Raw genomic sequence first — 15,436 nt, 5'->3', positions numbered from 1 at the left:
TTTGCCAGTTCAATTTTCTCTGAAATTTTGAACTTACAGAATGAAATCTAGCATCCTATTAGACGGTAAAGCGATTTCCGAAAAAATTCGAAATCGAATCACAGAAACACTAGCAAAAGCTAAATCCGAAGGTAAGGGAGTCCCCACTCTTGCTACCATCCTTGTTGGGGATAACCCTGCATCAGAAACTTATGTGAACATGAAGGTGAAGGCATGTGAAAAAGTGGGAATGGGTTCACGATATGTTCGGATGAAAGAAGAAACAACCACTGAAGAGTTGTTAGCTGAAATAAGAAAATTGAACGCAGATAATTCGGTCAATGGAATTCTTTTACAACATCCAGTTCCTCACCAAATTGATGAGCGTTTGTGTTTTGATGAAATCGCACTAGAAAAAGATGTAGATGGTGTGACTACCATTTCCTTTGGAAAACTATCTATGAATAGTGAAGCATATTATCCGTGCACTCCGTACGGAATGGTATTACTTCTTCAGGAATATGGAATTGATGTCACAGGTAAACATGCAGTTGTTGTTGGTAGATCGCCAATTCTTGGAAAACCAATGGCAATCATGCTCACAAATTTAAATGCTACTGTTACATTGTGTCATTCTAAAACTAAAAACCTACCAGAGCTTGTGAAACAAGCGGACATAGTGGTAGGCGCTGTTGGAAAACCTGAGTTCATAAAAGCAAATTGGATTAAGGATGGGGCTGTGGTTTTAGATGCTGGTTATAATGTTGGAAATGTAGGCGATATTGAAATCTCCAAAGCCAAAGATATAGCCTCTTATTATACACCTGTTCCTGGTGGTGTGGGTCCAATGACAATATCAGTTCTTCTCTTACAAACTATGTATAGTTTTTTAAACCAGTTTTCACCTAAGTTGGATTCCCATGCCTCAAACCGTTAGTTTTGATGAATGTTTCCAAACAGTTCCGAAACTAGATCCTCCTTCGGATTTAGATAGTTTTTGGAAAGTGGGGATTTCTGAGTTAAAAAAAGTTCCGATTAATGCGAGTTATAAAACTGTATTGAAAGGTTCGTTTATTTGGGAATCACTAAATGATGTGAGTTTTCAAGGTATCGGCAATCATGTATTACATGGTAAATTGGCTATTCCTCGAAAAAGGGGAAATCGACCTGTTGTAGTTTATTTTCATGATTATTTGGCTCTTCCCGAAGAAATCCAAAAAGGATATTCAGATTTGGGAGTTGCCCAACTTCACCTCACCTTACGAGGTCATGGCGAAGAAATGATTCATGCTCCGATTGATCCAGTTACTGGAAAAGCACCAATAGGTTGGACTCCTAATTACTTTGCACATGGTTTGGACCAAAAAGAAGAATTTTACATGCGTAAACTTTATTTAGATGTGATACGAACCATTGAATTTTTACGTTTAACTGATGGAATTGATGGAGATCAAATTATCTTACATGGTAAGTCCATAGGTTCGGCTTTGTCAGTTTTTGGAGCCGCTTATTCGGATAGAATCAAGGGACTCATTTTAGAAACACCTTCCTTTTGTTATATAGACAAAGACCAGATTTCATTAAAAGGAAATCCTTGGGTGAGAGAGCTTACTCCTTTTTTAGAAAAAAGAGCCACTAAAAAAATTGACTATAAAAAAGAATTAGCATATTTTGATGCACTAAACTTTGCAAAAAAAATTAAAATTCCGGCACTCTTTTCATGCGGGATGGAAGATGTGATCTCACATCCTAAATCAACATTTGCATTGTTCAATCATATGAATTGTGATAAACGTATGCAATTGTATCCCACTGAAGGAAATGAAGCAGGAAAAGACAAACAACCCCAAGCCAACTTGGAATTTGTGAAAGAAATTTTTGCCTTATGAAATTCATTCCCTTTGTATTCCAGAATTCTAAATCGGGAAAAAAAGAACCATTTTTGCCCAAGGATCCTCAACATGTGAGTATTTATTCCTGTGGACCAACTGTATATAATTTTGCCCATATTGGAAATATTCGTTCCTTTTTGTTTGTAGATATTCTTCGTCGTTCACTTCTACTCGGTGGGTATAAACTCAACCAATCTATGAATATCACTGACATTGATGACAAAATTATCAATGAATCAATTAAAAGAAAAATCAGTGTAGAAGAATTTACTAAACCTTGGACTGAAGCCTTCTTTAAAGATTTAGAAACCCTACATGTGCAAAAATTAGAACATTACCCGAAAGCTACTGAATCCATTGATGCTATGGTGGGTCTTGTGGAAACATTAAGTTCCAATGGACTTGTCTATGAAAAAGATGGTAACTTGTATTTTTCAATTCAGAAATTTAGTAGGTATGGTGAACTTTCTAAAATTGATGTTTCCGGAATGAAGGCAGGTGTTCGATATGATGCCGATGAATACGAAAAAGATGATGTAAGAGATTTTGTTCTTTGGAAAAATCAAAAGAGTGAAGAAGAAAAGTGTTGGCATACTCGGATCGGAAATGGAAGACCTGGTTGGCATTTAGAGTGTTCGGCGATGATTCGAAAGGTTTATGGTTCTGGTGTAGACATTCATACGGGTGGCATTGACCTACTTTTCCCCCATCATGAAAATGAAGCAGCTCAAAGTATTGGAGCATATCCCAATGAAGAATTTGTAGGAACATGGCTGCACTGCGAACATCTATTAGTTGATGGCGAGAAAATGTCAAAAAGTAAGGGAAATTTTTACACCTTACGTGATATTTTAGAAAAAGGATACGACCCAAATTCAATTCGTTACCATTTGATTTCTGCACATTACAGAAGTAAGTTGAATTTTTCACTAAACAAACTAGAAGAATCAAAGATAGCAATGGATAGAATTCAAAATACGATTTATCGTGTTTTAGAAGTGGGAAATCTATGGGAATTAGTTCCAAAACATTATGAAGAGTTCCATTATACTGCTTTAGATTTACAAAATATTAATTCGGAATTTATGAATTCATTGGCAGATGATTTAAATGTTCCAAAAGCCCTTGCTTCTGTATTTGAATTAGTACGAATTGTGAACCAATATTTGGATTCACATGGTTCTAACGTTGATACAAAGTATTTAAATGAGACAGTTCAATTGTTTTATACAATGAATGAACTTTTTGCAGTATTTCAGTTTGAAAAACAAGTTCAATCCTTAGAGGGAATATCCGAAGAATGGATTCTGGAACAAATTGAACTTCGAAAAACTGCAAAACAAAACAAAGATTTTTCTACTGCCGATAGAATTCGTAAAGAGTTGGAAGAAAAAGGAATCCTTCTCGCTGATACAAAAGAAGGAAAGACCACATGGAAAAAAGCCCCGTAGAAATACTTTTCGGTAAACGTAATTTTTTTGAGTTTTTAGAATCTTTGGATCAAATGGCACCAGAACGGGGAATTAAAACCATTCGCGAAGTCATTATCAAAGATTCATTAGGAAATGAAGAAAAACAAAGAATTCGTGGTTATATTCCAAATTCTGTCAAATTTACAACAACTTCCACTCGTGAACTAGATCGAATTGCCTCTGATAAAAATCACCAAGGATATGTGATTATACGAACCAAACAAAAGGCTTTTTCTTCACTTGGGTTTGAACATTTTAAACAGAACGTTGAGGCAGGTGCGGGTCCGATATTGATTTTAGATCGGATTCAAGATCCAGGTAATTTGGGGAATATTTTACGAACTGCTGAATGTATGGGCGTAAAACATGTGTTAATGTCAGATCGTGATACATCCCCTATTACTCCTGTTGTGGAAAAAGTATCGGCGGGTGCCGTCCATCATTTACAAATCTATCGTGTCGCCAATTTGATGCATGGAATGGAGTTTTTGAAAAAAAACGAATATTGGATTCTTGCAACAGATGAAGAAGGAGAAGAATCCATTTGGGAAACTTTGCCAGATGCCTCACAGATGGCAGTGATTATGGGAAATGAAGGCGAAGGTGTGAAACGTTTGCTTTTAGAAGAAGCTGATTATGTAGCAAGAATTCCGTTATTTGGATCTGTTACTTCTTTAAACGTTGTTGTAGCATGTGGAATCACTTTGGACAGGGTTCAAAATGTTTCGCGTTAGGCGAAAAACTCTATCAGCTTTTGTATTTTTCCTCATTGGAATGTTTGTATTCCAATCTTGTATTTATGATTTTTATCGTAAGGAATTTGCTTCCGAAAAGAAGAAAAACTACGAGTTATTACTTCTTGCTCTGCTTGGACTTATGCCAAATCCAAACCAAAAACTTTTTGGATTTGTACCTGGATTTTCTAGGAACTTATCAGATTCACAATTTGTAACTTCAGATATTTTCACAAAAACAGGCAAAAAAAAAATCGTATTCATACATGGTTGGAATCCTGCAGAAAGGGATTCAGATCCTGTAACGAATGATGAGAAAAAAATCCAGAATATAAAAAATACTTTTTCTAATGGAATGATCCATTTCCAAGAAGGAAGGGAATCTGCCAAAAGTGAGTATGACCTTTATCTTTATACCTATCGGACTTCCAATAGCATTTTAGTGAATGGTAGGCAGTTTCACAGTACACTCCGTTCCCAGTTTTCGGATTCAGACCAAGTTTATATTGTGGCACATTCAATGGGTGGCCTTGTGACTCGCGTTGCCTTAGCCCCAGAAAATGGTTTTCTACCTTTTGTTCGTTTGGTAGTCACACTAGCAAGTCCCCAGTTCGGCTCTCCGTTTGCTACCCCCAGTTTTTTAAATAGTAATCCATTTTTAAATGAGTTAGGTAGTTATCTTGTTGGAACGCAAGGTGGTTCAGAGCTCAGTTATACAAATCAAGGGCAAGGACAACCAACTTTGTCTGGTGCAGCCAACCAAGTTCTTGATGCACTGAATCAATCTTATTCAAGTTCGGGTCTAAATGGAAGGTTCGTGAGTTTTGCCGGTGTGATGAGTGGTTGCGATGACGGGGAAACTGTATATTACAACGCAGGCTGTAATATACTCAGTAATGCTGGTTTTACAGATTCTGATGGAATTGTTCCGATTAATAGTGCAAGGCTTGGGAATTTATCTTATAAACAAATCAATGTAGCAGACTGCGACCATTCGATGATGGCCTTCCAAACTAAAAACGTTGATGATTCGAAAAGCCAGAACCTTTTTATGTTGGTGATTTCCGAAATTAGAAATTCTCCTTATTAACCACCAAAATTATTCTGTAGTTTTTTCCTGTAACGATTGGATTGAAAAATACAATCCCAATAATCCAAAAAGAAACAAAGGAAAGCCAATTAAAATTTCTCCTTCTTTCCATAATAAACATTGGATCGAATATAAACCGCCGAACACAAAACTAAGACCTGACACTGTCCCCAAAAAAGAAACAATCAGCCGATTGGGATATATGATTTGTTTTGGTTCGTTATCATTTTGAAATATACCTTTCCAGAAGTAATATGGAGGTTTTGTTGTTTCATAGAACCGAATCAAAACATCTCGATTCGTTGTGGGTAAAACATAGGTAGATAGTATTAGAATGGTGCTAGAAGTGAGGGCAGTATAGAAAATAGAATAGGGAAAAATTGTCTTTAAGTAAACTGAAAAAACTAAGTACAAAATAGGGGAAAGAATAAAGGCCAATATTTCTGTCCATGCAGAAATACGCCAAAAAAACCAACGTGCAATTAAGATAAAACCTATTCCAGAAGAGGCTTCTAACAAAAATACCCAGGCCCCTTTGATCGTTTCCATTCCATAAACAGCAAGTAAAAAGGAACAAACGGCTGTTAAGATTTGTATTCCATAAGATATTTTAAGATAATAAGAATCAGGTTTATCAACTTTTGTTATTGGTTTTATAAGGTCATTGACCAGATAAGATGCTCCCCAATTCAAATGTGTTGCCAGTGTTGATAAATAGGCAGCAAGAAAAGCACTTAGCATAAGTCCCATCATTCCACTTGGCATTCCCTCTTGTAAAACCATCAGAAAACCTTTTCCACTTTCGATTTCAGAAAGATTAGGATAAAGTACAATGGAAACAAGAGCCACTAATATCCAGGGCCAAGGTCTTACAAAATAATGAGCTACTACAAACCAAAGAGAACCCTTTAGTGCAGCATTTTCATTTTTTGTGGCAAGGATTCTTTGGGCAATGTACCCCCCTCCTCCAGGTTCCGAACCTGGATACCAACTGGACCACCAAAGGACTGTTAGGAGTATTAAAAAATGATCCCAAGGAAGAGTTCCTGAAGATCCATTCGGAAAAAATAAAATTTTGTCTGCATTAAGTTTTTGTTTTAAACCTTCTAATCCACCGACGGAGGGTAAGTTTATTGCGAAATACGCAAAAAGTATACATCCAATCCATGCTAAAAAAAATTGGAAAACATCAATATAGGATATCCCGCGAAGTCCAGCGATTGAGGTATAAAAAACACCAAATAGCAGTAAGTAAATAAGAATGTGAGAGCCAGTTACATTGGGAAAAAATACTGGAATGATTTTTAACATGGCTAAATTGACCCAACCGAGAATCACCAGATTGAGTAAAAAACCAATCACAAAGGCTTTGAATCCTCTTAAAAATTCAGCTTCCTTGCCGCTATATCGAAGTCTTATAAGTTCTAAATCAGTAGATGCACCAGACCTTTTCCATAATTTTGAAAAGAAAAAGACAGTAACAAATCCACCCACTGCCATATACCACCAAATCCAATTTCCTGCGATTCCTTGGCTTCGTATAATTTCTGTTACAGCAAGTGGTGTGTCCGCGGCAAAAGTTGTTGCAACCATTGCTGTGCCTGCCACAAACCAAGACAAACTACCTTCTGCCTGGAAGTATTCTTTAGTTGAACTTTGTTTGGAGCGAAAACGAAATAAAAGGAAGACGATTACAAAGAATGGAAAAAGAAAAAAAATAAAATCTAGAAAATGGAAAGGAATCATAATCTCACTTTGATTCCCATCTCTTTCATTGTTTGTTTCGTTTCTTGTATTGAAAATTCACCAAAGTGAAAAATTGATGCGGCAAGAACGGCATCGGCTCCACCTCTAAGGATGACCTCAGCCATATGTTCAGGATTTCCAGCTCCACCAGAGGCAATAATTGGGATGGAAAGATTGGAGGTGAAAGATTTCATAAGAGTGATATCAAATCCATCTTTGGTTCCATCTTTATCCATTGAAGTAAGAAGAATTTCTCCTGCTCCCATTTCAAAGGCTTCCCTTCCCCAATCCAGTGCTTCCCTACCTGTTTCAAGTCGACCTCCATTGAGATACACTTCGTAACGTTTACGTTCAGGATGAAATTTTACATCGATGGCGCAGACAATACATTGAGATCCATAAATTTCACTGGAATCCTTGAGTAGTTTTGGATTCTGAAAAGCACTTGTATTGATAGAAACTTTGTCGGCTCCCTTATTTAAAACCGCTTTTACATCATCAATGGTTCGAATCCCTCCACCGACAGTGAAAGGAATAAAAAGTCTATTCGCCACTTGTTCTACTAAGTGTAGGAGAATGTCGCGTTTGTCAGAGGAAGCAGTAATATCCAAAAAACAAAGTTCATCAGCTTTGTTTTCTTCGTAAGCAACTGCACAGGATACTGGATCACCGGCATCAACAAGATTTACAAATTGTATACCTTTTACAACCCTTCCCCCTTTGATATCCAGACAAGGAATGACTCTTTTGGTTAGCTCATCCATGTTAGGTGATCTCTGTAGGAAGTGCCAACTTACACATTTCTAGTTCCGATACTGATTTAGCGAAACTCAATAGTTTTGATTCATCAAAATGGTGTGATGTAATTTGTAATCCAATAGGAAGGCCATTGGAATCAAGGCCTGCAGGACAACTAATCGCTGGAACTCCCGCTAAGTTGACAGAAGTAGTTAGAATATCTGCTTGATACATTTGAATTGGATCTTTGGTTTTTTCTCCAACCTTAAATGCAGTTGTAGGCGAGGTTGGTTGAAAAATAATATCTACAGATTTAAAAAACTCCGCATATTGTTTACGAATAAGAACCCTTGCTTTTTGAGCTTTGCCATAATATGCATCGTAATAACCAGAACTCAGTGAAAAAGTACCAAGTAAAATACGACGTTTGACTTCAGCACCAAAACCTTGGGTTCTAGATTCTGAGTATAAATCTTCTAATTTACCTGCCCCTTCCTTACGTAGTCCATAACGGATCCCATCAAATCGGCTTAAATTTGAGGAACATTCTGCTGTTGCGATTAAATAATAAACAGGAATTGCAAATTTTAAAAGCGAAAAATCGAGAGGAACGAGAGTCGCCCCCTTTGTTTCTATATCTTTTAATATCTCCGCATAACGTTTGTTTACTTCTGGTGAGAAACTAAACTCTTCTGACTTCATCACACCAATTCGTTTGCCTTTCCAATCTATGGAGGAAACAGTGTTGGCTTCGAAAGAGTTTACCTTAGCAGTTGTTTGATCTTTGTGGTCGAGACCTGAGAGAATTTCCATAAGGTCTGCGATTCCTTGTAAATCATTCGAAAAAGGACCAATTTGGTCAAGGCTCGATGCATAAGCGATCAGTCCGTATCTAGAAACTCTGCCATAGGTAGGTTTTAACCCCCAAATTCCGCAAAGGGCAGCCGGCTGTCTAATCGATCCACCTGTATCGGAACCAAGAGACACTGGTAACATGGAAGCAGCCACAGCCGCCGCCGAACCTCCGCTAGATCCACCCGGGATGCGATTGGTATCAAATGGATTTCTTGTAGTTTGAAAGGCACTATTTTCTGTGGAAGAACCCATCGCGAATTCATCCATATTGAGACGTGGAAACAAAACAAAACCCTTTGCTTTTAGTTTTTGAATGACTGTGGCATCATAGGGAGAGCGAAAGTTTTCTAGGATTTTTGAAGAACAAGATGTGATCTCACCTGTAATACAGATATTATCTTTGATTCCAATAGGAATTCCATCAAATTCAGAAAGTAACTTTCCCGATTTTCTTCTATTGTCACTTTCCTCAGCTTGTTTTAAGATATTTTCTTTATTAAATTCGAGGAAGGCTTTTACTTTTGAATCAGTAACTTCAATTCGACTGATGTAAGCAGAAACCAAGTCTTTTGACTTTAAAGAGCCATCGTTTAGTTTTGTTTTAATTTCGGAATAAGTTAAATAAATTAAATCTTTCATGTTTCAATTACCTTTGGAACTACAATGTATCCATTTTCATAAGATGGGGCAATTTTTGCTAAATCATCTCTCTTTAAGCCATTTTCAGCAAAATCCTTTCGTAATTCATAAAAAATTTGTTCATAGATTTCATCATCACCTACAGCGGAAGTATCTAGGTTTTTGATTTCATCTACATATTGTACAATCCGAGAAAAGTCATTTAACATTGAGGAAACTTCCGCATCGTCAATGTTAAGTTTTGCCAAGTTGGCAATGTTTTTTAATTCTTGTTCATCCATAATGTTTCCTCAGTATGCGTTCCTATCAATGATTGCTTTTAGTGGTGTTAATAATATTATTTTTATATCGAGAAGTAATGACCAGTTCTCAATATAAAAGATATCTGCTTCGATACGTTTTTCTATTGAAGTATCGCCGCGAAATCCTTGTACTTGAGCCCAACCTGTAATCCCTGCTTTTGCAGCATGACGTCTCATATACTGTTGGTGTTCATTTCTAAATTTTTCTACATAAAAGGGTCGTTCTGGCCTTGGACCTACAACTGACATATCGCCTAATAAAACATTAAAAAACTGAGGAGTTTCATCCAAAGAAAGTTTTCGTAAAACAGAACCAACGACTGTGACCCGAGGGTCGTCTTTAACTGTCCAAAGTGTATCCGATTTTTCTTTGGTTTGTACAATCATGGATCTGAATTTGAGCATTCCAAAAACTTTATTATCAAGTCCCACTCTTTCTTGTTTGTAAAAAATTGGGCCTCTGCTTGTGAACTTTACAAGTAACGCAATGATTAGATAAAATGGGCTAAATAAAATAATAAAAAATAAGGAGAATAGAATATCAAAAATTCTTTTTAAAACCAAGTTATATCCGAGCCTTAACGGAATATTCCTAATGGAGATGATAGGGATTCCATCTAAAACTTCGACTCTTCCTTTGGCTGTGACAATTTCTTCGTAACTAGGAATGACTTTTAGGTCGATACCATAAAAGTCAGCAATATCAATGACTTCTTTTAGCGAATCCCCTTCTTCATGTGATAATGCATAAACAATTAAATCTAAATTATTATCTTTAACAAAAGATTCTAGGTTTACTGTGTTTGTGACAGTTTTAAGCTTTTTTGGAGAAAGGTTTTTTTTCCCAGCTACAAAACCTTTTACTGTATAACCATAAATAGAATGTTTCTGAATTGTTTCTGAAAAATTAATCGCCGATTTTCCTGTACCTATTACTAAAACAGATTTTAAATTGAAACCTCTGCTTCGTAAGTATTGCATAAAGGATCTTAAAATATAATGTGAAAACGAAGTAAGGATGACTGTGCAGATAGCAAAGTAACCGATGACCAATCTTGAAAAACTTTCACCGCGAAAGAAAAACAAAAGAGATAATACCACAAGGAGGTTTAAAATTACTCCAGTGATAATCGCAAACAATTCATCGGAAAAAGATAATCCTCTTCTTGGATGATATAAATCGATTGATAAAAATGATATTACTTGTGAAAAACCAAGTACGATTCCAAGAATTATATAATTGATCGGATCAATTGTCTGAATTTGAAATGCAGAGTCTGGTAAAAAATAATAACGAAATATATAAGCACAAACAAAACTTGTTAGAGCTATAAAGAAGTCTGTTACAAGGAATAGGAGTTTGAAGGATTGGCTTCTTTCTTTTAACATTTATAATTCTCTTAATCGGTTAAGTCTGTTGAGGTTCCATCAAGTGGACGTTTCCTAAACCTATACAATCTGACTCTTGTTGCTTGAGCAGATGCGGAATCTCCAAAACTGAAATTAGTTAAGTTAACAGAAAAGTATACGGATTGGTCGTAAAAAGTTAACTGGTTGTTCATTGTTAGACCTCCGGGAAGTGCCCGCAAATTCATACTATAACCCAAACGGTATTCCCAATTGTGAAGGTCTAGTTTTAAGGTCATCATAAAACGATTTATATTAAATACTGTTTTTTGCCTTTCGTTTTGGCCTTTAGCACCTGTGCCCGATGCTAAATCTTCCCAAATTGTTGTTTGGTCGTAATTGGTTCCTGTTTGCGATGTATACAATTCGGGACTAGTATTCATTGCATAAAACTGACCTTGAGCTAAAGCTGTAAGTCGCCAAGGTTCTGTTACACGAGAATCAAGTTCTAGTTCTACTCCTGAATATCTTGTAACTTTTACATCAGTTTTAAAGAAAAATCTGTAACTATCTAAATAGGTATCTTTATAAACATGATACCATGTTGATCCAATTTCTAAACTTCTAAAAGCACGAATGATTGGCCAAGAAAATCCTCCCATTTTATAGGAAAGTGTAAGGTTATTTGATAAAGACCTGTTTTGAGGAGTGTGGTGTACATAATCATTATTGATAAATATACCTGAATAAAAATTTCTTTTTCTTTCTAAAAGACTGGGCCTTCGGGTTGTAAATCCATCTACAAAATCAAAAAATCCACCTACTCTTACTACAGTATAATACCAACGTTGCATATTGGTCAGACCTGGATTATAGGAACTTGAAAATTGACGTAAATCTCTTATGGTTCTAACAGAAACATCCCAATCATTGAGTGCATAACTTTCTAATGATACTTCTGCTTCATGTTGACGTAAATTTCCAAGGATCGGGTCCTTTGCTTCTGCTTTATCCGCATCCAAACGACGGTAAGTAGTCGATAAGAAAATTTCAGGAATACCCATGCGAACCGTATGTGACTGCCTAACATATTGGTAAGACTGTTGTTTTAAGAGTGTCGCATATGCTTTGTTAATATCGCGGTCGGGGCTATTTAAATCATTTCCGGATCCAGGGAATTCCACTGTTTGTTTGGTAGCACCCATATAAACTGAAGGTGTGAACGAAATATAAGCACCCATTGAAATGGGAGACCGAAGTCCAGTTTCACCAATTACGTTTGTCTGAGAACGTAAAACAAAGTCATTGTATTGACTTCTCGGATCTACAACACCAGTGGTTGGGTTCGTTCTTTGTTGTGGAGACCCATAAATTCTATTGATATTGGTTTGAAAGAACAAATCCCAATAAATTGGACTACTCGTTCCAGGAACCAAACCTATATTACTAGAATTTCTGATCGTCACAGCAGGCAGAGTGTCTTGCGCAGCAAAATATTGGTTGGCTTGAATTTGATAAACGAGAGTTCTACTCATTGCAATTCCAACACTCAAATCTCCACGGTTTTCCGTGTAATTTAAGTTCCAATTTAATAAGTTTCGGATAAGACCAAAACGAACATCCCTATAGGAATATAAAGATTGGAGAGAGTTGGAAGGTTGATACCTGTTTCCAAATTCATAGTCAAATTGACGATTGCTGTAGTTTTCGTATTGTACTTGAACGTTTCTTGTGTAATCGCGTGAAAAGTCGTTAAACTTAGCGTTTAATCGCAAGTCTGTTTTCCACCAAGGGTCATAGTTAACGCCTGTATTACGATATGGTAATCCAGTGTTCGGAAACATTTCTCCGCGGTCTACGTTATTTGTGACGGCAACGTTACCTATACCATTATTTTGAAATCTGTCCTCATATACTGGAGTGATGGTATTATTTTTATAATTTGCATAACCGAGATTGATATTGTAATTTAAAATAGGTGAAACTTTCCACATTTCTAACTGTGCGGCTTGTCCTGTTTTTTCATACATGTCAAAACGAAACTTATATCCGTTAGCTAGGAAAATACTATTTGGATAGGAATCAGACCATTGGTATGAGTTTTGCCAGAACCAACCTTGAGTGTTATTTTTTCCAACTTGCGTTGTGACTCCGTTTCCTGATTCGGAATTGTATAAAACGGGAAGCCAAAACATAGTTGTTCCCCCAACCTTATATGAAACTCGGTAGGCAACAACGGACTTATCATCGTGTATTATAATTTTTTTGGCTTGGAAAGACTCGTGTGGAAGTTCCGCATTACAAGCAGTAAAGTATCCCATCTCCAAGAGATAACGTTTTTCATCCAAACGTTTGATTTTTTGTCCAATGAAGTAAGAGGGAAACATACTTAATTTAGAATTATAAACAACACCTTGGTTGATTTTTAAGTCATAAATCATACGGTCGCCATTTACTTTGGCCGTTCCGTCTTTGTATTCCACTCCACCTTCTGCATAGATCTCTTGGCGGCTGGCATCGATGGACACAGAGTCCGCAACCAGTTCTCCGGAACGAATTTTTAATCGAACCTTGCCGCGAAGCACAAGAACACCACCTTTTGTTTTATCGATGTTTAAAAGTTGTCCTTCTGCTGCGTTTTGGATTTGGATGGGCGGACCTTTTTTGGTTTGTGAACCGAGGAGTGCTTCTGGAGTTAACGCCTGTTCTTCTTCAGGAACGAGGGCTTCTCTCAATCTTTCTCTTTTAGTATAGATTGTTCCCGATGGATTGAGTCCGAGATTTCTTAGGTTGTCCTCAACTTCTCTGTCTGTCATGGAATCCACAGATTTTCTGACAAGACCACGTTGTACTTGCGCTGTAGTTTGTTTTCTTTCTTCTTCTTGGGTGTTTTTTGGGGCACCAGACTGGTCTGGAAATATAAGTTTTAGGCTATTGATGTCCTGCGCCAGAATTTCCATTCCGAAGAGAAAACCATAAAATAATATAAGAAAACGAATGGATTTTTGCACAGTGGGCTTCGAAAGTATAGAACGACAGTTTTACACCTGTCGAAAAAATCAATGGAAAACCAGGCAGAATTTCCCTTGGGAATCTTGTATTTTACCGGAAAAAGAGGTTGCAAGACCATTCATGTAATGGACATAATCAAATGGCTCAATCCTTGGGCATCCGGGAGTTTTCAATGGCAAAAACCTACTCTGGAGAACGTATTCCTGGTACTTTGCGGTATAATCTCAAAGTGCGCGAGGGAATCACGGAGCATTGTTTCGTAGTCCCTGAACCGACCATTCAAATACCCACGGAAGGATTTGGCCCTGACGAGAGCGCTAATCGGCTAGCCCTAGCAATTCTTTTAGATTTCACCAAAAATCCACAAACATCGTTTTTATATTATAAGGATTTTAATTTTTTTTTGGCGGGATTGTTTTTAGAAGACAACTGGATGTTACATTCCAGTCGAATCGAATTATTCTTTAAATTGTTAGAAGAACCTCCGCAATTAGCAAAGTCATTAGTGATTGGAAAACGCTAACAATTGTTATAATGGTTTTATGATCGGAAGAGTAAAAAACCAGGAAGACGATTCATCGTCCCTGTACATTTTTCCTTTATGTTCGGTAACAATACTTTTTGTCACTTCCAAAGAATTCATTTGAGAAATTCCCTTCATTAAATCCTCTTCTCCGTTGTCTTTAATTTGAACAAGAATGTGGCTCGAACCATCTTCTTCCATTTGTTTTAAACTGATGGTAATTTTTCTACCTATCGTATCTTCCCTTGTATTGACCCTGACTCTCGCATCTTGCATGAGATTGAGGAGGACTTGTTTGATTTTTTGCGGTTGGCAATAAGCGAGTGGGACATCACCCAATTCGATTTCGCATTGGATTCCTTCCTTCAAAAAATATTGATGAAGGAAAGAACGAGTATCGTTTAAAATAGTTCCTAAGTTGGAATAGTTCCATTGTGAGGAAGTGGATTGCGAATAAGAAACCAGGTTTTTAATAATTTTTGCGATTCTTTCTGATTCTTCGGCAATTTTTGAAGCTTTTTCTCCCAAGGAAGGATTTCCCAATTTTTTAGCTTCTAAGGATATTAAATCAGCTAAATTGATAATGGAAGTGAGTGGATTGTTAATTTCGTGAGAAATTCCAGAAGCAACAAGTGCAATGGTTTCCCATTTTTGATTTTCCGCAAGCCTACTTTCCACATTACGAATGTGTTTTTGCACTTGCGATTTATAAATTGCCATTTCGACAGAAATATACAAATCACGGCTGTTAAATGGTTTGATTAAGTAACCGAATGGTTCAGTTGCCTTCGCACGGTTGATAGTTGCCTCGTCCGAATAGGCAGTCAGATAAATTACGGGAATTTCTTTGGTTTTTTTAATGATGGCAGCAATTTCAATCCCATCCATTGGACCATTGAGCATAATATCCATGAGAACTAAATCAAAGTGTTCGTTTTCAATATGTTCAATGGCATCATTGGCATCGGAAACATATGTGGCATTGTATCCATATTGTTTCAATGTGGAACAAATATTGATAGCAATGATTCTTTCATCCTCAACTACGAGGATTCTTTTAACATCTGTTTCTTTATCTGTACCCACAATTGCTGTCATATTATTTTA

At 36.8% G+C, this 15,436-nt stretch carries 13 protein-coding genes; 6 read left to right on the top strand and 7 right to left on the bottom strand.

The window, feature by feature from the left end:
- Positions 1 to 40: 40 nt before the first annotated feature.
- Genes folD through EHQ31_RS03180 form a run of 5 tightly spaced genes read left to right on the top strand, consistent with a single transcriptional unit; the run spans position 41 to position 5,167 of the window.
- Positions 41 to 916, top strand: a complete 876-nt coding sequence (gene folD / locus EHQ31_RS03200) for a bifunctional methylenetetrahydrofolate dehydrogenase/methenyltetrahydrofolate cyclohydrolase FolD (RefSeq protein WP_135569528.1) — start codon at positions 41 to 43, stop codon at positions 914 to 916.
- A complete protein-coding gene (locus EHQ31_RS03195; protein ID WP_135569526.1) occupies positions 900 to 1,868 on the top strand; it encodes an acetylxylan esterase in 969 nt (322 codons plus the stop codon). Before folD ends, EHQ31_RS03195 begins: the two co-directional genes overlap by 17 nt.
- Positions 1,865 to 3,322, top strand: a complete 1,458-nt coding sequence (gene cysS / locus EHQ31_RS03190; protein WP_135569524.1) for a cysteine--tRNA ligase — start codon at positions 1,865 to 1,867, stop codon at positions 3,320 to 3,322. Before EHQ31_RS03195 ends, cysS begins: the two co-directional genes overlap by 4 nt.
- Positions 3,304 to 4,077 carry a 23S rRNA (guanosine(2251)-2'-O)-methyltransferase RlmB gene (rlmB, locus tag EHQ31_RS03185; protein WP_135569522.1) on the top strand — a complete coding sequence of 258 codons (774 nt, stop codon included), beginning with the start codon at positions 3,304 to 3,306 and terminating at the stop codon, positions 4,075 to 4,077. Before cysS ends, rlmB begins: the two co-directional genes overlap by 19 nt.
- Positions 4,064 to 5,167: a lipase family alpha/beta hydrolase gene (locus EHQ31_RS03180; protein WP_135569520.1), complete on the top strand. Its 1,104-nt coding sequence runs from the start codon at positions 4,064 to 4,066 to the stop codon at positions 5,165 to 5,167. Before rlmB ends, EHQ31_RS03180 begins: the two co-directional genes overlap by 14 nt.
- A gap of 9 nt (positions 5,168 to 5,176) precedes the next feature.
- Here the strand turns inward: EHQ31_RS03180 and EHQ31_RS03175 are convergent, their stop codons facing one another.
- The 6 genes from EHQ31_RS03175 to EHQ31_RS03150 are packed head-to-tail and all read right to left on the bottom strand — an operon-like array spanning position 5,177 to position 13,754.
- Entirely contained in the window at positions 5,177 to 6,913 is a 1,737-nt protein-coding gene (locus tag EHQ31_RS03175; RefSeq protein ID WP_135569518.1) for a sodium:solute symporter family protein, read from the bottom strand.
- The gene (gene hisF, locus EHQ31_RS03170; protein WP_135569516.1) at positions 6,910 to 7,677 is read right to left on the bottom strand and encodes an imidazole glycerol phosphate synthase subunit HisF; all 768 of its coding nucleotides are present in this window, start codon (positions 7,675 to 7,677) and stop codon (positions 6,910 to 6,912) included. The genes EHQ31_RS03175 and hisF overlap by 4 nt, the downstream gene beginning before the upstream one ends.
- A gap of 1 nt (position 7,678) precedes the next feature.
- Positions 7,679 to 9,145 (bottom strand): Asp-tRNA(Asn)/Glu-tRNA(Gln) amidotransferase subunit GatA, encoded by a 1,467-nt coding sequence (gene gatA / locus EHQ31_RS03165; protein ID WP_135569514.1) that lies wholly within the window; start codon positions 9,143 to 9,145, stop codon positions 7,679 to 7,681.
- The gene (gatC, locus tag EHQ31_RS03160) at positions 9,142 to 9,426 is read right to left on the bottom strand and encodes an Asp-tRNA(Asn)/Glu-tRNA(Gln) amidotransferase subunit GatC (RefSeq protein ID WP_135569512.1); all 285 of its coding nucleotides are present in this window, start codon (positions 9,424 to 9,426) and stop codon (positions 9,142 to 9,144) included. The genes gatA and gatC overlap by 4 nt, the downstream gene beginning before the upstream one ends.
- A 9-nt stretch (positions 9,427 to 9,435) precedes the next feature.
- Positions 9,436 to 10,836 (bottom strand): undecaprenyl-phosphate glucose phosphotransferase, encoded by a 1,401-nt coding sequence (locus EHQ31_RS03155; RefSeq protein ID WP_135569510.1) that lies wholly within the window; start codon positions 10,834 to 10,836, stop codon positions 9,436 to 9,438.
- A gap of 11 nt (positions 10,837 to 10,847) precedes the next feature.
- Complete coding sequence (locus EHQ31_RS03150; RefSeq protein ID WP_135570925.1) at positions 10,848 to 13,754, bottom strand: LPS-assembly protein LptD; 2,907 nt, start codon at positions 13,752 to 13,754, stop codon at positions 10,848 to 10,850.
- A gap of 224 nt (positions 13,755 to 13,978) precedes the next feature.
- On the opposite strand from EHQ31_RS03150, the gene EHQ31_RS03145 reads away from it, so the two are divergent.
- Positions 13,979 to 14,329, top strand: coding sequence for a hypothetical protein (locus EHQ31_RS03145; RefSeq protein WP_135569507.1), 351 nt, complete (start codon positions 13,979 to 13,981; stop codon positions 14,327 to 14,329).
- Between the two features lie 6 nt (positions 14,330 to 14,335).
- Here EHQ31_RS03145 and EHQ31_RS03140 read toward each other — a convergent pair whose 3' ends face one another.
- A complete protein-coding gene (locus EHQ31_RS03140) occupies positions 14,336 to 15,427 on the bottom strand; it encodes a response regulator (RefSeq protein WP_135569505.1) in 1,092 nt (363 codons plus the stop codon).
- Between the last annotated feature and the right edge of the window lie 9 nt (positions 15,428 to 15,436).

The organism is Leptospira montravelensis, assembly GCF_004770045.1.
GTDB classification, from domain to species: domain Bacteria; phylum Spirochaetota; class Leptospiria; order Leptospirales; family Leptospiraceae; genus Leptospira_A; species Leptospira_A montravelensis.
This window is presented reverse-complemented; position numbering and strand designations above follow the sequence as displayed.